Raw genomic sequence first — 23,346 nt, forward strand, 5'->3', positions numbered from 1 at the left:
GATGGCGCTCGATCGCCTCCTGACCTTCGTCCTTGCGCGCGCCGATACCGGCGCGCGCCTCCTCGTCATCCTGGGTGCGGCCGCCATGGTCGCCGTGGTCTCGGCCCAGGTGGTGATGCGCTATGTCTTCAACGGCTCGCTCGACTGGGCCGACGAGGTCAGCCGCATCGCCTTCGTATGGACGATCTTCCTCGCGATCCCGCTCGGCATCCGCGACTGGACCCATGTGGGGATCACGCTGCTGGTCGAGCGCCTGCCCGCCGGCGTGCAGCGCCTCGTCGCGCGGGCGACCAGCGCCCTCGGCGCGGCGCTGATGGGCGTCGTGTTCTGGACCACCATCGGCGTCGCGCTGGCCACATGGTCCGAGCGGCTGGGCGCGCTGAACATCACCTCGAGCGTATTCTTCTTCCCCGTCATTCTCGGCGCGCTGCACTCGGCCCTGCATCTCGTCCATCTCGCGCTGGTCCCGATGGAGCCCCGGGCATGAGCCTCTTCGTCATCGCAACCTTTCTCGTGCTGGCCCTTCTCGGCATGCCGCTCGCCTTCTCGCTCGGCGTTGCGGCACTGGCCGGTCTGTGGCTGTCGGGCATCGACGTCGCGGTGCTGGCGCCGCGCCTGATGAACGCGGTCAACTCGTTCCCGCTGATGTCGATCCCGCTGTTCATGATCGCCGGCGAGCTGATGCTCAAGGGCGGGATCATGGACAGGCTGGTCGACTTCGCCAACGCCTTCATCGGCCGGGTGCGCGGCGGCCTCGCCCAGGTGACCATCGTCGCCGGGGCAGGCCTCGCCTCCGTTTCGGGCGCAGCCGTCGCCGACGCCTCGGCCCTCTCCTCCACGCTGGTGCCCTCGCTCCGGAAGCAATACGGCCTCGGCTTCTCCACCGGCATCGTGGCGGCGGCCGCCAATCTCGGCCCGATCATCCCGCCCTCCGGCGCGATGATCGTCTACGCGTTCATGGCCGGCTCCAGCGTTTCGGTCGGCGGCATGTTCATGTCCGGCGTCATTCCCGGACTGATCCTGTTCGCCCTGTTCATGGCCCTGTGCTGGCTGATCGCCTGGAAGCGGAACTACCCGCTGGCCGGCACGCCGGTCACGCTCTCCAACATCCTGCGCGAGCTGAGGCGTAGCCTCGTCATCTTCCTGATGCCGGTTCTGGTCATCGGCGGCATCGTCGGCGGTGCCTTCACCCCGACGGAAGGGGCCGCCGTCGGCGTCTGCTACGCGCTGGTCCTCGGCTTCTTCGTGACGCGCAAGCTGAAGCTGTCCGACCTGCCGGACGTGTTGCTTACCGCCGCCAAGACCTCCGCACTGGTCGGCGCGATGATCGCCTTCGCCTCGACGGTGACCTTCCTCTTCACCATCGACCTGCTGCCGATGAAGCTCGCCGGCCTGATACAGGGCGTCACCGACAGCCCGTTCCTGTTCCTCTGCCTGATCGCGGCGATGCTGCTCGTGGTCGGCATGTTCCTGGAATCCAACGCCGCCTACATCATGCTGGTGCCGCTGTTCCACCCAATCGCCCTGCAATACGGGATCGACCCGCTGCATTTCGGCTTTCTCTTCGTCTTCAACCTGGTGATCGGCATGCTGACCCCGCCGGTCGGCGTCGTGCTGTTCGTCGTCTGCGGCATTACCGGCGTCAGGATGGGCGAGCTGGTGCGCGAGAGCTGGCCCTTCATCGCGGCGATGTATGCCGTGCTGCTGGCTTGCATGATCTTTCCCGGCATCGTCACCTGGTTGCCCGAAAGGCTCGGCTACTGATGCGCCTGCTGCTGCTCAACCCCAATACCACCGAGGCGCTGACCGACCGCCTCGCGCGCAGCGCGGCAACGGTGCTGCCGGGCGATGTCGAACTGCTGCCCCTGACCGCGCGCCAAGGCTTTCCCTACATCTCCTCGCGCGCGGAGGCCCAGATTGCCGGCGCCGCCGTGCTCGACCTGCTGGCGCAGCACGAGGGACGCTTCGATGCCGCGGTCATCGCCGCCTTCGGCGATCCCGGGCTTTCGGCCGCGCGCGAGCTCTTCGACCTGCCGGTGACCGGGCTTTCCGAGGCGGCGATGCTCTCCGCATTGGCACTGGGGGAGCGCTTCGCCTTCGTCACCTTCTCGCCCCGCCTCACGCCCTGGTACGAGGAGCAGGTAACGCGCGCGGGGCTCGGCATGCGCTTTGCCGGCACGTTCACGCCGGATGCCGCTTTCGGCTCCATCGCGGCAGTGGCGGAGGAGATGCGCGCGCCGCTGGTGGAGACCTGCCGCCGCGCAGCAGCGCATGCGGATATCCTGATACTCGGCGGCGCGCCGATCGCCGGGCTGGCCGGGTATATCGCCGACGAGGTGCCGGCGGTGCTTCTCGATCCGGTGAAAGCCGCCGTCCTGCAGGCGGTTTCGCTTCACCGCCTGCGCCCGTCCGGCGCCGACAAGGGCAGCTATGCCCGCCCGCCGGCGAAAGACAGCACCGGCCTCTCCCCGGCGCTCGCCCGCCGGATCGCCGGCAAGGATGCGCCCGACGCGCCTTGAGCGCAGCGGATATCCCCGCGCCCGCGTCCTCCTCCTTTGGCACAAGTCCCCGATACCGCCTTGTGAGGGGCGCCCTGCCATGCGAGCATCGCGGCGGGAGGAAATAGCCATGGTGTCGGCGCTGTCGCACATCAGGGAGATCGAGCGCGTCGCCATGGGCGGGGCGAGCGTACGGGATATGCCCGTCGTCCAGTCGTGGCTGCGCTGCGTCAACGACTACCGGCTCGACCCGGCCCAGGCGCAGGAAGCCTATATCGTTCCCCAGACGACGCTGCGCGAACATCGCGAGCAGGCGGAGGAACTTATTCGCATCGGCCGCAGCGGGCTGGAAACGCTGTTCAACCAGGTCGCCGAACAGAAATACGTGCTGCTGCTGTCGGATGCGCGCGGCGTCACCGTCGAGTTCATGGGCGACCCCACCTTCGACAACCAGCTGCGCAAAGCCGGGCTCTATCTCGGCTCCGAATGGTCGGAAAACCGCGCCGGCACCTGCGCGGTCGGCGCCTGCATCGTCTCCGGCAAACCGGTGGTGATCCACCAGGACGACCATTTCGACAGCAGCCATATCGGCCTGACTTGCACCGCCGCACCGATCTACGACACGCTCGGCGACCTCACCGCCGTTCTCGACATCTCGCAGCTGCGCTCGCCCACCGCCAAGGCCAGCCAGCAGCTGGCGCTGCATCTGGTTGCGGCGACCGCGCGGCGGATCGAGCTTGCCAACCTGATCTCGCGCACCCGCAACGACTGGGTGCTGCGGCTGTCGCGCCTGCCGGACTTTCTCGACGTCGACCCTGATGCGGCGCTGTCGCTCGACGGAACGGGCCGCGTCACCGGCATCACCCATGGCGGCTTCAACGCGCTGGCGCGGGCGATGAACCTGACCGCCTTCACCGCGCGCGAACTGATCGGCGAGCGGATCGACCGGTTTTTCGAGATCGATATCAACGACCTGCCGCGCTACATGCGCGGCGGTGCCGACCGGGAACGGGTGCTGCGGGCGCGCGACGGCTCGGCCTTCTTCGCCAGCTCCATCGCGCCGGTCGTGGCGCCGCGCGGGCCGGCAACCGCCCGTCCGCGCCTGCCGGGCGCGCTCTCCACCTTGAGTTTCGGCGATCCGCGCATGGAGGCGATGCTGGCGCGGGTGTCGCGGCTTGCCGGGCTCGACATCCCGATCCTGATCCACGGCGAGACCGGGACGGGCAAGGAGTATCTCGCCCGCGCCATCCACGAAAGCCGCGAGCGCCCCGGCCCCTTCGTCGCCGTGAATTGCGCGGCGATCCCGGAGCACCTGATCGAGTCCGAGCTGTTCGGCTACGCTCCCGGCGCCTTCACCGGCGCGGCCCCGCGGGGCAAGACCGGCCTGATCGAGGCCGCGGCCGGCGGCACGCTGTTTCTCGACGAGATCGGCGACATGCCGCTCTCTCTGCAAAGTCGTCTCCTGCGCGTCCTGTCGGAGGGCGAGGTGCAGCCCGTCGGCGCGCTGAAGACACGGCCCGTGCGGCTGAAGCTCATCTCCGCCTCGCACCGGGATCTCGGCCGGCTGGTGGCGGAGGGCCGGTTCCGCGAGGATCTGTACTACCGGCTAAACGCGGCCACCTTCACCCTGCCGCCCTTGCGCGAGCGGCTGGACTTCGATGCCCTTGCCGAGCGGATGCTGGCCCGCATCGCCGCCGAGACGGGCGGCAGTCCACGCCTGTCCCCCGGCGCGCGCATGGCGCTGCGTGCCCATCACTGGCCGGGGAATCTGCGGGAACTGCACAACGCCCTGAAGGTCGCTGCAGCGCTGGCGGACGGGGACAGGATCGATGCCGAGGCCCTGCCCGAGCAGATCGGCCGGCCGGGCGCCAGGCAGCCGCTGCGCCCTGCTCTCGCCCCGATGCCGCCGGCAACACCGCCCGGCGGCACGGATGCGGCAGGCGAAGGCGACCTCCTGCAAGAGCTTGCGGCCTGCGGCGGCAATGTCTCGGCGCTGGCGCGCCGGCTCGGCGTCAACCGCTCGACCGTGTATCGCTGGCTGAAACGCGGCACCCCGCGCACCGGCTGACCTGCTCCGGCCTGTCGCGTCGCCTGCGACAGGTGTTGCAGCCCTGTTGCGCAACGCTGCAACAAGTCCTGCAACACACATACGCAAGCCCTTGAAGAAAAAGAGCTCCCAGCCTTTTCGAGACTGGCACGCGGCTTGCCAACTGACCCGTACCGGGCGGGCGCAGATCCGTCCCCGGATACATGAGCAACGGGAGGAGACGATATGCTCGACAAGACACCGACGGCCCGCGTGCAGGCCTTTCTCGACCGGTTCGGCGGGGCGCTGGAGGCGGGCCGGATCGACGAGGCCGTCAACATGTTCGCCGAGGAGTGCTACTGGCGCGATCTCGTGACCTTCACCTGGAACCTCAAGACCGCCGAGGGACGCGGCGAAGTCCGCGACATGCTGGAAGCGCAGCTCGCTCTGACCAAGCCGACCGCCTGGCAGGTGGCCGAGGGCGAGGAGGCCAGCGAGGCCGACGGCGTGACCCAGGCCTGGATCACCTTCGAGACGGCGGTGGCGCGGGGCTACGGCCTGATCCGCCTCAAGGACGGGCTGATCTGGACGCTGCTGACCACCATGGTCGAGCTGAAGGGCCACGAGGAGAAGTCCGGCTTCAGCCGGCCGCTTGGCGCCAAGCACGGGGTCAATCCCGGCGGCAAGACCTGGAAGGAGGAGCGCGAGGAAGAGGCCGCGACGCTCGGCTATACCAAGCAGCCCTATGTGGTGATCATCGGCGGCGGCCAGGGCGGCATCGCGCTCGGCGCGCGGCTGCGCCAACTCGGCGTGCCGACGATCATCGTGGAGCGCAACGACCGGCCGGGCGATTCCTGGCGCAAGCGCTACAAGTCGCTCTGCCTGCACGATCCGGTCTGGTACGACCACCTGCCCTATATCGATTTCCCGAAGAACTGGCCTGTCTTCGCGCCGAAGGACAAGATCGGCGACTGGCTGGAAATGTACACCAAGGTGATGGAGCTGAACTACTGGACCCGCTCCACCGCGCGCTCGGCGAAATGGGACGAGGCCAACAAGGAATGGGTCGTCACGGTGGACCGGGACGGCGAGGAAGTGGTGCTGCGGCCCAAGCAGCTGGTCTTCGCGACCGGCATGTCGGGCAAGGCCAACATCCCGCAGTTCAAGGGCGCAGACCGCTTTGCCGGCGAGCAGCACCATTCCTCGAAGCATCCCGGCCCCGACGGGTACAAGGGCAAGAAGGTCGTCGTCATCGGCTCGAACAACTCGGCCCATGACATCTGCGCCGCGCTTTACGAGGCCGGCGTCGACGTGACCATGGTGCAGCGCTCGACCACCCATATCGTGCGCTCCGAACCCTTGATGGAGCACGGGCTGGGCGCGCTCTATTCCGAGCAAGCGGTGGCCGGCGGCATGACCACGGCGAAGGCGGATCTCATCTTCGCCTCGCTCCCCTACCGGATCATGCACACGTTCCAGAAGCCGATCTACGACAAGATCCGCGAGATCGACGCCGACTTCTATGCAGCGCTCGAGAAGGCCGGCTTCCGGCTGGACTTCGGCGCCGACGGCTCGGGGCTCTTCATGAAGTACCTGCGGCGCGGCTCGGGCTACTACATCGACATCGGCGCCTCGCAGCTGATCATCGACGGCAAGATCAAGCTGGCCGCCGGCCAGGTGGAGGAGATCACCGAGAATTCCGTCAAGCTCGACACCGGCGTGGAAATCCCGGCCGACGTGATCGTCTATGCCACCGGCTACGGCTCGATGAACGGCTGGGTCGCCGACCTGATCGACCAGGAGACCGCCGACAAGGTCGGCAAGGTCTGGGGCCTCGGCTCCGACACGCCCAAGGACCCCGGCCCCTGGGAGGGCGAGCAGCGCAACATGTGGAAGCCGACGCAGCAGGAAGCGCTGTGGTTCCACGGCGGCAACCTGCACCAGTCGCGCCACTATTCGCAGTTCCTGTCGCTTCAGCTGAAAGCGCGGATGGAAGGCATCCCGACGCCGGTCTACGGGTTGCAACAGGTGCACCACAAGGGCTGAGCCAGGGCCAGCCGACGCAGGACCGGGCGGAGCGATCCGCCCGGTTTTTGCGTGTTCAGGGTCGCCGGCAGCAAGCTGCCTTGTGTCCGCCGAATTGGCCGCCCCCGCGGTCTGGCACGCACGCAACAGTGCACAACAGATCGGATCCTCGTCGTGATTGAGGCGGGAATCCGCGAAAAGACCGGTTACAACGCGGGGGAACATTGCAGTGCAGGCCGGTTGCGGTCGCACCCATTGCCCGACGGCAGAGAGGCCTTCGCTCGTTTTACCGAGCTCGACAGACACAACCTGATTTCGGAAAACAAAGATCGATGTCACTCACGACTATTGCGCGCACTGAGATTTCTTGCCCCCGAAGCAAATCCAAGGTTTCACCCATGTGCATCACGGCCAAGGCAGCAGCCTTGCTCGGCGTCTTGCTGCTTGCAACCGGCTGCCAGGGCGAGGACCCGGAAGCTGCGGTCAGAAAGATTCTCGCCGAAAGCAGCCCGGATCTTTCGCAAGATGCCCTCGTCTTTGACGGCTGCGAGCTGAAAGTGACGATGACGGGCGCGAATGCGATGGGCTGGAACATCCAGCACATCCTGCGGGCTGATCTTTCCATGTTCGACACGGGCCGCGCCGGAATAACACCGAACAGCCAGAACAGCGTCACACTGAGCTTCGACAGAAAGCCAGTCGACGACAGACTTCTCGATCAGGCCGAACGGATCGCGAAGCTTCTGCCCGTCGCGCTGCAGAACAACGAAAGCATTGGGCGCGACCGGCTGGAGCAGATCCTGAAGTCGCCGAACGGGACGCTTGTCTTCCGCCTGACATCCGTCGGCGTGGGCGACGGCCCGATCCAGCCGCATAAGGACGCGCCGCAGTTCTACGATTTCGCACAGCAGGTTGCCGCCCTCCCCACCCCTCAGCTGGCGGGAATATCGCTGCAGTTCAATAAGGCCGGTGAAAAACGAGAGGACCTGATCTCCGGCGCGGTAATGGTTCCCCAACTGCTGCAGTTCAAGGCCTCCTCCACCGAACAGGCGCAAAGCCTTGCCGAGGCGCTCAACGCGTACCGAAAGGACGCCTGCGCGTCCTGACCGGGGTGGGCTTCGCCGGACGGGAGGCAACAACACCATCCCGCCCAGCGCATCGAAAGCCTTTACACTTGAACGGTCGGCGACGGCACCAACCTCAAGATGCGCTCGATCTCCGCGTCGTAGGCATCGTCTTCGAGAACGGCGACCTCCGGCCAGGTTGCGATCCACTCCACCAGATAGTGGACGGGCTCAGGCCCTTTCTGGTGCGCGAAAAAGCGGTCGTCGAGCGCATAAAGAGGTGCGGCCACCGCCTTGTCGGACCAGTCCGACAGTTGATCGATCTTCTCCGGATTCTGGCGCAGCCAACCCAGATAGTCGACCAGAACCTCGGCGTATTCCTGCGCCCCCATCGCGTGAGCCGCCATCAAGGCTTCCTCCAGATACCAAACCCGCCTCGGGCTGGAATTGACGATGAACTGACGATGGCCGCCGTTGTTCACCTGCGCCATGTAATAACTGAAGTAGTAGGCTTGCCTGAATTTCGGATAGACCCGGCCCATCGGAATTCTCGCCCGATTGCACAGGATGTTGACGAAGTCCACGAGGCTCTGGTCGATCTCGAAGAAGTCAAGATAGCCCTTGTCTGCAGACCTCAACCGAGTCTGGATGCCCGGCTGGGCAAGATCCCATATCCGCCTGCGGATCGGGAGTGTCTTGATCATCTCGTCATCGTTCACCGGCTTCATATCTGCCGGCGGTCCGCGCCTCTTTCCGAACACGTCTCGTGCCTCGCCATTCGAACAGCCCTGCACAACGTAATCGACCTCAGGTTGTGCACACGTAAATGCCTTGCATAAAATGATCTGCCGGACGGCATATCTTGCCGGACGCGCCTGCCCTTCCCCTGTGGACAAGACAGCGCCGGCGCAGCCTTGTCGCGGGCTACCCGACGATTTTCGCCGGACGTGCGGGGGAAACGGCGAACACCGCTTGACCTTGCCTCGCATGTGATTGATAAGTCTGCCCGCTGGCCTCGTGGCGGAGTGGTGACGCAGCGGATTGCAAATCCGTGCACCCCGGTTCGATTCCGGGCGAGGCCTCCAGCACCCTCTCCAGACAATCCTATGTTCTGACGGCAGATGTCTTGACAGGTAGCCGCGCTGCCAGCAGCGGCGCCTATCGAGGTCGCTGCGTCTACAGCGGCATCTAACGCAGCCGGAACAAGCCTCATCCCACGCGGAAAACTGTGCACGCCCTATCGAGAGGCGATGGCTTGCCGTGCGCACGAAACTCCATCAAACCTGACTGCAATACACCAATAATCTCAACGTTTACTTGCATTTCAATCAATAAATTCCCGTTTTTCGAATTCCGCTCCCTATCAATTGGTGCAATTGCAGACGATCCGGTGTGAACCGGACTGTACCACATCCGAAAACTGGCTATACAGAGCCTCAAGGATGCGCAAAAGCCATCCACGACAACGATACTTTGGTCACATGAGGTCCCAATGCTGCTGAGCGGCATCGCCAACATCGGCCTGCTGAGCCTTGGCGCGCTCGCAATGTTCTTTTCCCGGGAACATTTCGGCCTCAAGCTGCCCAACAGATTGCAGGAGCTGCTGATCGGCATCTCCTTCGGCCTACTGGCCGTCCTGGTCGTCAATTTCCCCGTCACCATTCCGCTCGGCGCAACCTTCGACACGCGCGCGGCGCCTGCGATGCTCGCCGGCTTTTTCGGTGGCCCCGTCGCAGGGGTGACCTGCGGTGTAATTGCCGCCGCGGCGCGCTACTGGGTCGGAGGGCCGGCGGTCATCGGCGGAACGCTCAGTCCGCTTGTCTACGCCTCCGTCGGCGTCGTTGCCGGCCTGATCGTGTTCGGTCAGCTGCGTCGCAAGCCGGGCCTGCCCGATTTCGTTGCCCTTGCGCTTGCGGGCACATTCTTCGTCCTGCCGTGCTTCTTCGTGGACCGGGGATTTGCCACCGGGCTGACGATCCTCTCCAGCGCCTGGCACCTGCTGCTCCTCGGCAATGTCGCCGGAGTGGTGATCCTCGGGCTTTTATCGGAAAGCGTCCGCCGCTCGCTTCTGTCGCATGAGGAAACCGACCGCAGCCTGGCGATGCTCGACCTTGCGCGCCACTCGGCGCGGATCGCCATGTGGCGCTACGACTTTCCGACAGACAGGCTGGAGTGGGACGCCGCCATGTTTCCTCTCTACGACGTCGATCCCGAGCGGTTCAGCGGGCGTTTCGCCGACTGGACTGCCTGCGTCCATCCGGACGACCTGTCCGGCGCTGTCGCGGAGTTCCAAAACGCCCGGGACGCGGGAGGACGCTTCACCTCGCGCTTCCGTATCCGTTGCCGGGACGGCAGCGAGCGGTGGCTCCAGGCCTATGCCCAGTGCAGCTTCGACGCGACCGGCTCCCCGGCAGAAGCCATCGGTCTCAACTGGGACGTCAGCGAGCACAAGCTTCTTGAGTACAATCTGCGCGCCAAGGAAACCGAAGCGCGGGAGCGGACCCGGGAACTGGAGAGCCTGCTCGCCTCGATGCGCCAGGGCGTGATGCTGTTCGATGCGGACGACCGGCTCCAGATCTGGAATGCACAGGCGGTGCAGCTCTTCGACCTCAATGACAATACCTTGCGTACCGGCATGCCGCACGAGGCCGTGGCCGAAGCGCAGGCCGCTGCCGACGGCCGACTGGCCTCGACCCTCCCCAACCCGCGGACCGTTCGCAAGAGACTGCGCGACGGCCAGATCTACCGTCTGAAGTCGCGCAAGAAGGACGGCTCAATCATTGCCACCACCCTTTCACCCATCCCCGGTGACGGCTGGATCGAGACGCACGAGGATATCACCGATCTCGAAGAGGCAAGCGAACGCATTCGCATTGCCGCCGAAACTGACCCCCTTACCGGGCTATCCAATCGCGCGGTCTTCTCCCGGGAGTTGGAGGCCTGCGTCGCGGCTGCGCGGCAAGGGATCGCCAAGTCGGCGCTGTTGCTTATCGACCTCGACCGCTTCAAGGCGGTCAACGACAAGTTCGGGCATCTCAAGGGCGACGAACTGCTGGTCCAGGTCGGACAGATCCTGAAACAGGCGACGGCTCCGAACGACGTCAGTGCCAGGCTTGGCGGCGACGAGTTCGCGATCATATTGAAGCTGGGAACGCTCACGAACGCGCGAGCCGTCGCGGAACGGCTGGTCGAGCAGATATCGCAGCCCCATACCCTGGAGGGGGCAGTCGTCCATCCCGGCGTCAGCATCGGTATCGTCGCCATCGACGAGACGGCGACCGACCCGCAAACCCTGCACAGCTACGCGGATGCGGCACTCTACAGAGCAAAATCCAGCGCAGATCCCGGGTACCGCATCTTCGACGAGGACATCCGGAAGGCGGTTTTTGCGCGCCGCCGGATCGAGACCGGACTTGCTGCAGCGGTGGAGAACAAGCAACTGGAGATCTGGTTCCAACCGATCGTGGATTTGAGCGGTGACCAGATCTGCACTTATGAAGCTCTTGCCCGCTGGCGACAGCCGGACGGCAGCTTCATCCCACCGGACGAATTCATTCCAGTCGCCGAGGAGACAGGGCTAGTCGAGCAGATCGGCCTTCTCGCGCTCGAGCGCGGCCTGGAAGCCATGCGCGACTGGCCGAAAGGCACCCGCCTGTCTCTGAACACCTCCCCGCGCCAGTTCGGCAAGGGCCTCCTGGTGCCGGCCGTTGCCGCCGCACTGGAGCGGTACGGCACACCTGCGACCCGAATCGAGCTGGAAATCACCGAAAACCTGCTGATCAACAGCGGCCCGGAAGTGTTCGAGGACCTCGATGCCCTGGCGGCGCTCGGCGTCGGTCTCGTGCTTGACGATTTCGGCATGGGCTACTCTTCGCTGAACCGCCTTCACCGCTATCGGTTCAACGGACTGAAGATCGACCGCACCTTCATCCAGCGCATGGAGGAGGACGAGACCTCTGCGGCGATCGTCTCCGCCATCGCCGGGCTGGCGCGCAGCATCGGCATGCACTGCACGGCGGAAGGCGTGGAAACGCAGGCGCAGTTGGACCTTGTGCACAAGGCCGGATGCGGGCGGGCCCAGGGGTACCTGCTCGGACGCCCCGGCCCGCACGCCTCATTGCAACCGACAGCCTGAGCGACATGCGAAGCGGCAAAACGCGACGCCCATGCTGCGCACGCGGAAAAGCGTTTCCTGCCTCGCGCCTCGTGTTCTAGGGTCCGTTCCGAACGGAAGGAACGGAGGCGAGCGCATGAAGCATGGCGGCGATCTGGGCGGCGCAATGGCCCGGTATGGCGGACTTGCCGAGGACTGGCTGGACCTCTCGACCGGCATCAATCCGCATGCCTATCCCGTGCCCTCCCTGCCCTCCCGCTGCTGGCAGGACCTGCCCTCGCAAGGCGCGCTCGACCGGCTGCTCGCCGCCGCGCGCAAGGCCTATGAGGTGCCCGCCCACCTGAAGCTCGTCGCCGCGCCGGGCACGCAGGTGCTGATCGCCCTGCTGCCGCATGTGCTGCCGCAGGGCGACGTCGCCATTGCCGGGCCGACCTATGGCAGCCACGGCGATGCCTGGCGCCGCGCCGGACGGCGGGTCTGCGAGATCACCTCGCCGCATGCGGAGCTGGCGCCCGAGGTGAAGGTGCTGGTGATCGTCAACCCGAACAATCCCGACGGCCGACTGGTCGACCCGTCGAGCCTGTGCCACATGGCCGGGCAGATGGCGGAGCGCGGCGGCATGCTCGTCATCGACGAAGCCTTTGCCGACTGCGTGCCGGGCGCCAGCGTGCTGCCGCATCTGGCCGGGCGCCCGGCGGTGGTGCTGCGCTCCTTCGGCAAGTTCTACGGCCTTGCCGGGCTGCGCCTCGGCTTTGCCGCAGGCCCCGAGAACATTCTCGCCGTCCTCCGCGAGCGGCTGGAGAGCTGGGCTGTCTCCGGCCCGGCCATCGAGACCGGGGCTGAGGCGCTCGCCAATGATGCCTGGCGCAAGGCGATGATGGCGCAACTGGCGGACGAGGCCGCAGACCTGACGCTGTCCCTGCAGATGCACGGGCTTTCCGTGTTCGGCGGCACGCCACTTTTCGTGCTGGCCGGCACGCGCAACGCCGCCGGCCTGCATGAAGCGCTCGCCCGGCAGCGGATCTGGACGCGCATCTTCGACTACGCCCCGACCTGGCTGCGCATCGGCCTTCCCGGTGGACGCGAAGGACTGGCCCGGCTGGAGGCCGCGCTGCAGAACGCCATGGCCGACAGCGGCACAGCCTCGGGACGCTAGGGCCATGCTGCTGTTTGCCGACACCGCCTTCCTGCTGCTGCTGGCCCTGGTGCTGGATGCACTGGTCGGCGACCCGCGCTGGCTGTGGAGCACTGTGCCGCATCCGGTGGTGCTGTTCGGCAAGGTGATCGAGATCGCCGACCAGGACTTCAACGACCCCGCCGCCTCGCCCCGCGCGCGCAAGATCTACGGCGCCATGTTTCTCGCCAGCCTCGTTGCCTGCTCGCTGCTGATCGGCGCGCTGCTGGAGGCGATCCTGCGCGCCCTTCCCTTCGGCGAGATCGGCATCGCCGTGATCGCGGCGATCTTCATCGCCCAGAAGAGCCTTTATGAGCATGTGGCCGCGGTCCGCGACGGGCTGCTGGAGGACGGGCTTGCCGGCGGCCGCCGGGCCGTCGCGATGATCGTCGGCCGCGATCCGCAGCAGCTCGACGAGGCCGGCGTTTCCCGCGCGGCCATCGAATCCTGCGCCGAGAACGCCGCCGACGGGGTGACCGCGCCGGCCTTCTGGTTCCTGCTGCTCGGCCTGCCGGGGCTGATCGCCTACAAGGCGGTGAACACGGCGGATTCGATGATCGGCCACCGGACAGAGCGACACGAGGCCTTCGGCTGGGCCTCGGCCCGCTTCGACGATCTGGTGAACTGGCCGGCCGCGCGCCTGTGCGGGTTCGCCATGGCTCTCACCGCGCCGCTGAACGGCGGCAGCATCAAGCAAAGCCTTGCCGTGATGCGGCGGGACGCGCGGAAGCACCGCTCGCCCAATGCCGGCTGGCCGGAAGCGGCAATGGCCTCGGTCCTGGGACTGGCGCTCGCCGGCCCGCGCGCCTATCCCGGCTACACGGTCGATGATCCGTTCATGAACGAAGGCGGCCGGCGCGAGGCAACCGCCGGAGACATTTCCAGGGCGCTGAAGGTGTTCCGCCAGGCGATGGTGCTGCAGGGCGTTGCGGTCGCGGCCATCGCACTCGTCGCCCTGTTCCTGTGAGGTCCGCAATGATTCCCTTCGCCCCATCGGCCGAGCGCAACAAGGACGCGATCCTCGCAGCGCTCCATCCCCGCCTCGCGCATTGCCGGCGCGTCCTGGAGATCGGCAGCGGCACCGGCCAGCATGCGGTGCACATGACGCAGGCCCTGCCGCAGCTTGTCTGGCAGTGCAGCGAGTTGCCCGGCACCGTCGAGGGGGTTGCGGCGCGACTGGAGGCCGAGGGAACCGCTCGGACACCGCCGCCGCTCGCCCTCGATGTCGCCGCCCCACCCTGGCCGCTGCCGACAGCCGGCGCACCCGATGCCTTCGACGCGATCTTCACGGCCAATACGCTGCACATCATGTCCTTCGCCCATGTCGGGCAGTTCTTCGCCCGCGTCGGCGAGGTGCTGGCGCCGGGCGGTCTGTGCTGCGTCTACGGGCCGATGAAATATGGCGGCGCCTTCACCACCGAGAGCAACGCCGAATTCGACAGGCAGTTACGGGCGCGAGACCCGCAGAGCGGCATTCGGGATTTCGAGACGCTCGATGCGCTTGCGCAAGCTCAGGGCCTGGTTCTGCTGGAGGACATTGCGATGCCAGCGAACAACCAGTTGCTGATATGGCGGCGCACCGGCGGGTAAGGTCACCGCGCGCGGGCGATCTCCAGCAGCGCCTCGATATCGAGCGAGGCTTCAAGATGCTCGGCCAGCGCGTCGAGTGTCCGGTCGATCTCGCCTTCGTAAGCACGGGTGGAGCCGCTGCCCAGCTCCCTCAACAGGCCGGCGCGGAACGTGTCCGACGCGAACAGCCCGTGCACATAGGTGCCGGCGATGCGCCCGTTTGCCGAGACCGCACCGTCCGGCTCGCCGCCCTCGCCCAGCAGCGCGAAAGGTCGCGCGGTGTCGGCTCCTTGCGTGCGGCCGATATGGATCTCGTAGCCGGAGAGCGCCGCCCCGCTCGCCGCATGGCGGCCGGTCACCTCGACAAGGCGCTTGTCCGCCGTCAGCACCGTATCGACGTCGAGCAGGCCAAGCCCGTCGACAGTGCCGGGCGTTCCCTCGATGCCGTCGGGATCGCTGATCGTCCGCCCCAGCATCTGGTAGCCGCCGCACACGCCCATGACGCGCCCGCCGCGCCGCACATGGGCGCTAAGGTCGATGTCCCAGCCCTGCGCGCGGAAGAAGGCGAGATCCCCGACCGTCGACTTGGACCCGGGCAACAGCACCAGATCCGCATCCCCCGGCAGCGGCCGGCCCGGGCCGACCAGCTCCAGCGTCACGCCCGGCTCCAGCCGCAGCGGATCGAGATCGTCGAAATTGGCGATGCGGCTGATCACCGGCACGGCGATCTTCACCGAGCCGTCGCCGTCGCTTTCCTCCAGCGCCAACGCATCTTCCGCCGGCAGGCGGTGCGCATCGGCAAACCACGGCACCACGCCGAGCGGGCGCCAGCCGGTGCGTGCGGCGATCTCCCGCACACCTTCGTCGAACAGGGACACATCCCCCCGGAAGCGGTTGACGAGAAAGGCCTTGATGCGGGCGCGCTCCGCCTCGGGCAGGATCGCGTGAGTGCCGACAAGGCTGGCGATCACCCCGCCGCGGTCGATGTCGCCGCACAGGGCGACCGGAATATCGACAGCTTCGGCAAACCCCATGTTGGCGATGTCGCCGGCGCGCAGGTTGATCTCCGCCGGGCTGCCCGCCCCTTCCACCAGAACAAGGTCCGCGCCCTCGCTGAGCCGCTCGAAACTCTCCAGCACCTTCGGCAGGAGCTCGGCCTTGCGGCTGCCGTATTCGCGCGCGCGCATCGTTCCCGCACGCCTGCCCTGCACGATGATCTGCGCCCCCACATCCGTCTCGGGCTTCAGGAGCACCGGATTCATGTGCACCGACAGCGGCACGCGCGCGGCCATCGCCTGCAGCGCCTGCGCTCGGCCGATCTCGCCGCCGTCACTGGTCACGGCCGCGTTGTTCGACATGTTCTGCGGCTTGAACGGCCGCACCTTCAGCCCCCGGTCGGCGAACAGCCGGCAGAGCCCCGCCACGACGAGACTCTTGCCGACATTCGAGCCGGTGCCCTGGATCATCACTGCGGGGATGCGGCGGGCTGCCGCCATCAGAACTCGATCCCCTCCTGCGGCTTCACGCCGGAGCGGAACGGGTGCTTGACCTGCTCCATCTCGGTGACGAGGTCGGCGATCTCGATCAGTTCGTCCTTGGCGTTGCGGCCGGTGACGACGACATGCACATCCTCCGGCTTCTCGTCGCGCAGGAAGGTGACGACTTCCTCGATCGGCAGGTAGTCGTAGCGCAGCACGATGTTCAGCTCGTCGCACAGGACGAGGCGATGCTCGCGCGAGCGGATCAGGTCCTTGGCCGCTTCCCAGGCGGCTCGGGCGGCATCGATGTCGCGCTGGCGGTCCTGGGTCTCCCAGGTGAAGCCCTCGCCCATGCGCTTGATGGTGACGAGGTCGGAGAAGCGTTCCAGCGCCATGCGCTCGCCGGTCTCGATGCGGCCCTTGACGAACTGCACGACGGCGACCTTGTGGCCATGGCCGAGCGAGCGGAACACCATGCCGAAGCCGGCCGTCGACTTGCCCTTGCCCTTGCCGGTATGGACGATCAGGAGCCCCTTCTCGATGGTCTTGGTCGCCATGATCTTGTCGCGCGCGGCCTTCTTCTTGCGCATCTTCTCGGCATGGCGGGCGTTGAGCTCCTCTTCGCTCATCTCGGCCTTCTTGTCGCTCACGAGGTCGTCTCCCTTTCCTGCCCCGGCCGGGTTTCCCCCAGCGGGCTTTCGATGTTCAAGGCAGCGCGCACCGAATTGCGCCGCGGCCGCCACAGATCGCGCTCGACCGCCTCGCGGAAGCGCGCCTCGATTTCCTCCAGCGCCTTCGGATTGGCCGTCTCCAGAAAGGCGCGGACTTCGCCGTCGTCCAGATAGGCATCATAGAGCTGGTCGAAGTGATGGTCGCCCACCGCATTGGTGGTCGCGGAAAAGGCGAAGAGATAGTCCACCGTCGCGGCGATCTCGAAGGCGCCCTTGTAGCCGTGGCGCATGACGCCGGCGATCCACTTCGGATTGGCGGCGCGCGCCCGCACCACCCGGCCGATCTCCTCCGACAGGGTGCGGATCACCGGGCGCTCGGGGCGCGAATGGTCGTTGTGATAGATCTTCGGCGCCGCGCCCTTCAGCGTTTCCACCGTGGCGGCGAGCCCGCCCTCGAACTGGTAGTAGTCGTCGCTGTCGAGCAGGTCGTGCTCGCGGTTGTCCTGGTTGTGCAGCACCGCGTCGACCTGCGACAGGCGCGCGGTCAGGCTGGCGCGGGCGCCCTCGCCCTTCGCCCCGCCACCATAGGCGTAGGAGCCCCAGGCGAGGAACGCGTCGGCAAAGTCCGCGCGGGCATCCCAGATCCGCTCGTCGATCAGCGCCTGCAGGCCGGCGCCATAGGCTCCGGGCTTCGAGCCGAAGACCCGGTAGAGCGCCTGCCGGCGGGCCTTTTCCGGGGCAAGGCCGTCCGCCTCCAGCCGGGCGGCTTCCTTGCGGGCGCGCGCGGCGAGCGGATTGGCGTCCTCCGGCTCCTCCAGCTTGGCGATAGCAGCAACCGCCGACTGGAACAGGTCGACCTGATGCGGGAAGGCATCGCGGAAGAAGCCGGAAATGCGCAGCGTGACGTCGACGCGCGGCCGGCCGAGCTCGGCCAGCGACAGGATGTCGAAACCGGTGACGCGGCCCGAGCCCGCCTCCCATTTCGGCCGGGCGCCGATCAGCGCCAGCGCCTGGGCGATGTCGTCGCCGCCGGTGCGCATGTTGGCCGTGCCCCAGCAGGTCAGCACGACAGCGGCCGGATACTCGCCCTCGTCCTGGAAATGCCGCTCGACCAACCGCTCGGCGCTGGCCGCGCCGATGCGCCAGGAGGTTTCGGTCGGCACCGCGCGCACATCGACGGAGTAGAAGTTGCGGCCCGTCGGCAGCACGTCGGGGCGCCCGCGCGTTGGCGCGCCGGACGGGCCCGGCGGTACGAAGCGCCCGGCAAGACCGGCAAGAACGCCGGCGGTTTCCGCCTCGCCCGAGGCGGTGACGGCCGGGCGGATGCGGGTCTCGATCTCCTCCAGCACGGCGGCGGTCGCGTCAAAGCCGTCCGGTGCGGACCCCGTCTCCACCAGCCGGGCTGCCAGCAGTTCCAGCCGCTCCACGGTGTCGCCGCAGCTGCGCCAGGGGCTGCTTGCCACCTCTTCGAGCAGCACCGGGCGCGGGCCGTCGAAGGGCAGTTCGTAGGCGCAGGCGAGCGGGTCGAAGTCCTCCAGCCCGAGATCGCGGGCAAGCGCCCGGGTGATGCCCTCATTCGCCGGCCCCTCGCCGCGCGGCACCCGCACCAGCGCCACCAGAAGCGCGGTCAGCAGATCGCCCTCCGGCGCGGCACCCAGCACATGCAGCCCGTCGCGGATCTGCAGCTCTTTCAGGTCGCACAGATGCGCGTCGAGCCGCGCAAGCCGCGTCTCCTCGTCCATCTCGCTGGTCAGGCCGATGTCGCGGTCGAGGCCGTGCCGCTCCGCCGCCTCGAGAATGTCGCGGGTCAGCACCTTCAGCCGGCGCGGGTCGACGCCCTGCGCCAGGTAATACTCGTCGAGCAGCACTTCCAGCTCGGCGGCGACGCCATGACTTTCGGCCCGCGCCAGCGGCGGCGTCAGATGATCGACGATGACGGCGGAGGTGCGGCGCTTGGCCTGCGCCCCCTCGCCCGGATCGTTGACGATGAAGGGATAGATGTTGGGCAGCGGCCCCAGCACGGCTTCGGGGAAACAGTCTTCCGACAGCGCCAGCGCCTTGCCCGGCAGCCATTCGAGATTTCCGTGCTTGCCCAAGTGTACCACGGCGTGGACACCGAATGTCCCGCGCAGCCAGATGTAGAACGCGAAATAGTGGTGCGGCGGCACCAGGTCCGGGTCGTGATAGGTCGCCTTGGGATCGATGTTGTAGCCGCGCGCCGGCTGAATGCCGACAACCGCATTGCCGAAGCGCGTCACGGCGAGGCGGAATGCCCCCTCCTCCACATGCGGATCGTCTTGCGGCTCCCCCCAGCGCGCGGTGACCGCCTCGCGCACCGCCCGCGGCAGCCGGGCGAAGGCGGCGACATAGTCGGCGAGCGGCAGCTCAGCGCCGCCAAGGCGCACGCGGCGGGCGGCGATGTCGTTGGTCGGGCCGTCGCTGATCCGCGCCATCAGCTCGGCAGAGCCCTGCGGCGCGCCGTCGATGCGGTAGCCCTCGGCGGCAAGTGCCTGCAACAGGCGGGCGCAGGAAGCCGGCGTGTCGAGGCCGACGCCGTTGGCAAGGCGTCCGTCCTTGTTGGGATAGTTGGCAAGGATCAGCGCCACCTTACGCTCCGCCGCCGGGGTCGCGGCGAGACGGGCGATCCGCGCGGCCTGGGCGGCGACGAAGGCCACCCGGTCGGGTTTCGGCACGAAGCGCATGGTCGCGGACTGGGTGAGCGGATCGTGCGGCGCCTGCTCCTTGAACGACACGGCGCGCGTCAGAATGCGCCCGTCCACCTCCGGCATCACCACATGCATGGCGAGATCGCGGATCGACAGGCCCTGGTCGGCGTCGCGCCAGCCCTCTTCCGAGGACGAAGAGAACACCACCTGCAGCACGGGCACGCCAGGTGCGTCGAGCGGCGTTCCGCTGTGCACCTCGCCGGCCTTCGACACAGCGAAGGCGGTGGCGTTGAGCACCACGGCGGGCGGCGCGTCGGCAAAGAGCGCGGCCAGGACAGAGGCGGATTCGGCCTCCTTCAGTGAGGAAACGAAGATCGGCAGCGGGTTGATGCCCTCGCCCGCCAGCGCCTCGCACAGGGCCTCGACCGGCGCGGTCGCCGCGCTCTGCATCAAGGCCTTGTAGAAGACGATTGCCGCAACGGGGGCGGCAGGATCGGCCCAGGTCGCCCGCAGCTCGGCCAGCGTCGGGCGTGCCCGGCCGGGCAGCAGCAGGCCGGCGCGCGGCAGCGGGCGCGGGGGATCGGGCTCCTCCGCCCCATCCAGCAGATGCGCGGCGTAGCGCAGGAAGTTGCCGAGATTCTCCGCCCCGCCCTCGGCGAGGTAGCGCCACAGGTGCCTCACCTCGTCGACCGGCAGCGTGGAGCGGGCGGCAAGGTCCGCGTCCCAGCGGTCGTCGCCCGGCATCACCGCCAGGTGCAGGCCGTGGCCGCGCGCCGCCTCGGTCAGCCGCTCGACGCCATAGGGCCAGTATTCCGCCCCGCCGAGCAGACGCAGCACGACGAGCCGCGAGCCCGCCACCGTCTGCTCGGCATACATGTCGACCGAATAGGGGTGCGACAGGGCCATCAGGTTGGCAAGACGCAGGCTCGGCTGCTCCGCCCCGCCGCCCGCCGCCACGGCAGCGAGCGAGGCGAGTTCCGTATCGGCTGCCGACAGCACGACGACATCGGCCGGCGACTGGCCGAGATCGACCGCCTCGTCGCCCTGGTCGATGCGTCCGCTGCGTCCTGCGAGAATATGCATGCCGTCTCCTGCCCTGCGCCTAGCCTGTCGTCCGGATCAGGCCGCGAGCGCGCTGGCGAGCAGGCCCTCGACACGGGCAAGGTCGAAGCCGGCAAGGCCGATCACCACGACGCGGCCGGGACCGCGTGCATCGCGCGCGAACCACGCTTCGACGCGCGGGCCGACCGCCTGCACCATGGCAGGTGCCGCCTTGCCCTCGATGCCGACCGCTCCCTTGATGCGCAGGACGCCCGGCACCGCCATGGCGGCGGCAACGCGCGCTTCCAGGTCCTTCAGCGAGGCGAGCGGGGCGAGCTCGACCACATGGCTGACGAAGTCGTCGTGGTCGTGATGATGGTGGTGGTGGTGGTGGTGATCGTGGTCATGGTCGTGATCGTGATCGTGATCGTCGTGATCATGGTCATGGTCGTCGTGGTGGTGATGCTCGTGATGGCTCTCGCGGCCGTGCATGTCCTCTTCCGCGGCGCTGGCACGGCCGAGCAGCACGTCTGCGGCAAGCATGCCCTTTTCCGCCGCGACGATCTCCACCGCCGCGCGGACGCGGCCGGCGACTTCGGCGCGCACGCGCTCCAGCGTCGCCGCGTCGACGAGATCGGCCTTGTTCAGCACCACGAGATCGGCGCAGACGAGCTGGTCCTCGAACAGTTCCTCCACCGGGCTGTCATGGTCCAGCGCCTCGTCGGCGGCGCGCTGCGCGGCCAGCGCCACCTCATCGCCCGTCACGCGCCCTTCGGCGACGGCCGCCACGTCCACCACCGTCACCACCGCATCGACCGTCACACGGGTCTTGACGCTCGGCCAGGAGAAGGCGCGCACCAGCGGCTGCGGCAGGGCAAGGCCCGATGTCTCGATGACGATGTGGTCCGGCGCCTCGTCGCGGGCGATCAGCATTTCCATGGTGGGGAGAAAGTCGTCGGCGACGGTGCAGCAGATGCAGCCGTTGGTCAGCTCCACCACCTCTTCCGCCGCGCAGTCCGGATCGGCGCAGCCGTCGACCAGCGAGCCGTCGAAGCCCATGTCGCCGAATTCGTTGACGATGAGCGCGATGCGCTTGCCCTTCGCCTCGCGCAGGAGGTTGGAGAGCAGCGTCGTCTTTCCGGCCCCCAGGAAGCCGGTGACGATGGTGGCCGGGATCTTGCCGGCGGTGCGGGGCGTGGATGCGGTCATAGGCGAATCTCCGGCTGAAGGTGGGACGGCTTGAGAACGAGCGGCAGGCCGGCGGCGACGAGCACCGCGACATCGGCGACTTCCGCGATGCGGCGATTGAGGCGCCCCTGCTCGTCGCGAAAGCGGCGGGCGAGCGCATTGTCGGGAACGATGCCCGATCCGACCTCGTTGGTGACGAGAACGACGGGACCGGGCGCTGCGCGCAGCGCCTCGGCAAGCCGGGCCGTTTCCGCTTCCGGATCGGCCTCGGCGAAAATCAGGTTGCTGAGCCACAGCGTCAGGCAATCGACGAGGATGGCGCTTTGCGCCGTGCTTTCGGCGGCGATGACGCCGGCAAGGTCGCGCGGCTCCTCGATGGTGCGCCAGCCGCCGCCCCGCTGGTCGCGGTGGCGGTCGACGCGCTGGCGCATCTCGTCATCGAAGGGTGTGCAGGTGGCGACATAGATGCGCTCGCGCTGCGCTGCGCTCACCAGCCCTTCGGCATAAAGGCTCTTGCCCGAGCGTGCGCCGCCCGTCACCAGCACGGTGCGGGCCGCAACAGGGGCCGGGGCAGGCAGGGGATCGGATGCGGGAGCATGGCTCACGCGCAGGTCTCCCCGCGGCTGGATATGCCGGGAGAGCTGAAGCGGCGGGCGCCCTTCAACGGGAACATTCTGGCCTCCTGCCGTCCACCCGACGGCGCGTGACGTTTCGGGCCGGGCCCCGTGGGGGCCCGGATGATCCGGCTCGTCTCCTGGCTCGCGGGTCGTCGCCTTGTCCTGCCCTTCCCGGACCAAAAGGCCCAGTGGTTCATGCAGGAAGACTCGCCGCTCACAGTTGCGGGGGCAGCTGCGGATTCGGGAGCCCGACTTGGGTCCTCCCCCACCGCATTCCGACTTTCCCCTTTCATCGGACTTCGTCCGTCAGAAAGGACCGGAGGATGACGACTCATAGCCTGCCGAAGGGCCCCGCGTCCAGCAGCGAGGCGGAAAGGCCTTGCACGCCTTCCCTTGCGGAGTATTTGCCGGCGCACGCGAAAAAGCCCCGATAGCCGCGCCCCGCCCCGACTGTGGAAAAGTTTTGCGACAAAGGGCTTGGCAAGCGGCGGCGCAGTTTGCTATACGCCTGCCACCGACGCGGTGCATCTGCCCCGCGTGATTGGTGATCCCCGGTAGCTCAGTGGTAGAGCAAGCGGCTGTTAACCGCTTGGTCGCTGGTTCGAATCCGGCCCGGGGAGCCACTCTTTTTAGTTCCCTCAAAAATATCCGATCTTGCCGCCACCGCACGACGCAACGCGCCGCGCGGCAATTTGCGTTTGCCTCACCCCTCGCGGTTCAGCTGCCAGATCGAGAAGTTCAGCGCGGCGGCGAAGGTGACCCAGGCGAGATACGGCACGAGCAGCAGCGCCGCGAACATGTGCACCGGCCAGAACAGTAGAATCGTCGCGAGAATCGACAGCCACACCAGCACGATGTCGATCATGCCGAGGTCCGGGCGGTGCAGGCCGAAGAACAGCGGCGTCCACACGCCGTTGAGCGCCAGCTGAATGCCGTAGACGGTGAGCGGCAGGGCCGCGCCTGCAAAGCCCGCCTCGCGCCAGACCAGCCAGCCGGACACCGCGATCATCACGTAGAGCATCGTCCACACCGGGGCGAACAGCTTGTTGGGCGGGCGCCAGGACGGCTTCTTAAGGCGTTCGTACCATTCGCCGGGGCGGAACAGCGCCCCGGTCAGGGCGGCGAGAAAACAGGCTGCCAGAAACCCCAGAAGAGCCGGCAGGGTCGACGAATCCATCAGCTTTGCCTCGAACGTTCACGAACCATTGTGCTCGG

17 protein-coding genes, 2 tRNA genes and 1 riboswitch are annotated in these 23,346 nt (G+C 67.4%); of the genes, 12 read left to right on the top strand and 7 right to left on the bottom strand.

Translation table 11 applies throughout. The features are described 5' to 3' along the window. Position 1: 1 nt before the first annotated feature. The 6 genes from ACVJ6E_RS01000 (at position 2) to ACVJ6E_RS01025 (ending at position 7,655) form a co-directional block, all read left to right on the top strand. Positions 2-487, top strand: coding sequence for a TRAP transporter small permease (locus ACVJ6E_RS01000; protein ID WP_158592764.1), 486 nt, complete (start codon positions 2-4; stop codon positions 485-487). Then, a complete protein-coding gene (locus ACVJ6E_RS01005) occupies positions 484-1,764 on the top strand; it encodes a TRAP transporter large permease (RefSeq protein ID WP_120270849.1) in 1,281 nt (426 codons plus the stop codon). The genes ACVJ6E_RS01000 and ACVJ6E_RS01005 overlap by 4 nt, the downstream gene beginning before the upstream one ends. Then, positions 1,764-2,519 carry an aspartate/glutamate racemase family protein gene (locus ACVJ6E_RS01010; RefSeq protein ID WP_120270848.1) on the top strand — a complete coding sequence of 252 codons (756 nt, stop codon included), beginning with the start codon at positions 1,764-1,766 and terminating at the stop codon, positions 2,517-2,519. Before ACVJ6E_RS01005 ends, ACVJ6E_RS01010 begins: the two co-directional genes overlap by 1 nt. A gap of 109 nt (positions 2,520-2,628) precedes the next feature. Further along, the gene (locus tag ACVJ6E_RS01015; protein ID WP_120270847.1) at positions 2,629-4,566 is read left to right on the top strand and encodes a sigma-54-dependent Fis family transcriptional regulator; all 1,938 of its coding nucleotides are present in this window, start codon (positions 2,629-2,631) and stop codon (positions 4,564-4,566) included. A gap of 204 nt (positions 4,567-4,770) precedes the next feature. Continuing rightward, a complete protein-coding gene (locus ACVJ6E_RS01020; RefSeq protein WP_120270846.1) occupies positions 4,771-6,570 on the top strand; it encodes an NAD(P)/FAD-dependent oxidoreductase in 1,800 nt (599 codons plus the stop codon). A 377-nt stretch (positions 6,571-6,947) separates the two neighbouring features. Beyond that, the gene (locus ACVJ6E_RS01025; protein WP_120270845.1) at positions 6,948-7,655 is read left to right on the top strand and encodes a hypothetical protein; all 708 of its coding nucleotides are present in this window, start codon (positions 6,948-6,950) and stop codon (positions 7,653-7,655) included. 62 nt (positions 7,656-7,717) lie between these two features. Here the strand turns inward: ACVJ6E_RS01025 and ACVJ6E_RS01030 are convergent, their stop codons facing one another. After that, positions 7,718-8,317, bottom strand: a complete 600-nt coding sequence (locus ACVJ6E_RS01030; RefSeq protein WP_158592763.1) for a DMP19 family protein — start codon at positions 8,315-8,317, stop codon at positions 7,718-7,720. 307 nt (positions 8,318-8,624) lie between these two features. On the opposite strand from ACVJ6E_RS01030, the gene ACVJ6E_RS01035 reads away from it, so the two are divergent. From ACVJ6E_RS01035 to ACVJ6E_RS01055, 5 genes are all read left to right on the top strand, one after another. After that, positions 8,625-8,698: transfer RNA gene (locus ACVJ6E_RS01035), tRNA-Cys, on the top strand. A gap of 407 nt (positions 8,699-9,105) precedes the next feature. Continuing rightward, positions 9,106-11,748 (top strand): EAL domain-containing protein, encoded by a 2,643-nt coding sequence (locus ACVJ6E_RS01040; RefSeq protein ID WP_120270843.1) that lies wholly within the window; start codon positions 9,106-9,108, stop codon positions 11,746-11,748. Positions 11,749-11,863: 115 nt separating this feature from the next. Further along, the gene (gene cobD, locus ACVJ6E_RS01045) at positions 11,864-12,883 is read left to right on the top strand and encodes a threonine-phosphate decarboxylase CobD (RefSeq protein WP_120270842.1); all 1,020 of its coding nucleotides are present in this window, start codon (positions 11,864-11,866) and stop codon (positions 12,881-12,883) included. Between the two features lie 4 nt (positions 12,884-12,887). Then, entirely contained in the window at positions 12,888-13,868 is a 981-nt protein-coding gene (gene cbiB / locus ACVJ6E_RS01050; RefSeq protein ID WP_120270841.1) for an adenosylcobinamide-phosphate synthase CbiB, read from the top strand. A gap of 8 nt (positions 13,869-13,876) precedes the next feature. Then, the gene (locus ACVJ6E_RS01055; protein ID WP_120270840.1) at positions 13,877-14,491 is read left to right on the top strand and encodes a DUF938 domain-containing protein; all 615 of its coding nucleotides are present in this window, start codon (positions 13,877-13,879) and stop codon (positions 14,489-14,491) included. Between the two features lie 2 nt (positions 14,492-14,493). Here ACVJ6E_RS01055 and ACVJ6E_RS01060 read toward each other — a convergent pair whose 3' ends face one another. From ACVJ6E_RS01060 to cobU, 5 genes are read right to left on the bottom strand one after another with little or no spacing between them, the layout of a single operon-like run. Then, positions 14,494-15,966, bottom strand: a complete 1,473-nt coding sequence (locus tag ACVJ6E_RS01060) for a cobyric acid synthase (protein WP_491676384.1) — start codon at positions 15,964-15,966, stop codon at positions 14,494-14,496. After that, the gene (cobO, locus tag ACVJ6E_RS01065) at positions 15,966-16,577 is read right to left on the bottom strand and encodes a cob(I)yrinic acid a,c-diamide adenosyltransferase (RefSeq protein ID WP_120270912.1); all 612 of its coding nucleotides are present in this window, start codon (positions 16,575-16,577) and stop codon (positions 15,966-15,968) included. The genes ACVJ6E_RS01060 and cobO overlap by 1 nt, the downstream gene beginning before the upstream one ends. A 17-nt stretch (positions 16,578-16,594) precedes the next feature. Continuing rightward, on the bottom strand, positions 16,595-20,368 hold the full coding sequence (cobN, locus tag ACVJ6E_RS01070; protein WP_120270839.1) for a cobaltochelatase subunit CobN: 3,774 nt from the start codon (positions 20,366-20,368) through the stop codon (positions 16,595-16,597). Positions 20,369-20,404: 36 nt separating this feature from the next. Continuing rightward, on the bottom strand, positions 20,405-21,535 hold the full coding sequence (gene cobW / locus ACVJ6E_RS01075) for a cobalamin biosynthesis protein CobW (RefSeq protein WP_120270838.1): 1,131 nt from the start codon (positions 21,533-21,535) through the stop codon (positions 20,405-20,407). Continuing rightward, positions 21,532-22,119, bottom strand: a complete 588-nt coding sequence (cobU, locus tag ACVJ6E_RS01080) for a bifunctional adenosylcobinamide kinase/adenosylcobinamide-phosphate guanylyltransferase (protein ID WP_491676385.1) — start codon at positions 22,117-22,119, stop codon at positions 21,532-21,534. Before cobU ends, cobW begins: the two co-directional genes overlap by 4 nt. Before the next feature lie 122 nt (positions 22,120-22,241). Continuing rightward, positions 22,242-22,467, bottom strand: a riboswitch (cobalamin riboswitch). A 212-nt stretch (positions 22,468-22,679) separates the two neighbouring features. Here cobU and ACVJ6E_RS01085 point away from each other — a divergent pair. Beyond that, a tRNA-Asn gene (locus ACVJ6E_RS01085) sits at positions 22,680-22,754 on the top strand. Between the two features lie 80 nt (positions 22,755-22,834). Here the strand turns inward: ACVJ6E_RS01085 and ACVJ6E_RS01090 are convergent. Next, positions 22,835-23,308: a TspO/MBR family protein gene (locus tag ACVJ6E_RS01090; RefSeq protein ID WP_120270837.1), complete on the bottom strand. Its 474-nt coding sequence runs from the start codon at positions 23,306-23,308 to the stop codon at positions 22,835-22,837. Between the last annotated feature and the right edge of the window lie 38 nt (positions 23,309-23,346).

The sequence above is a fragment of the Stappia sp. G46H5W genome (assembly GCF_058448995.1).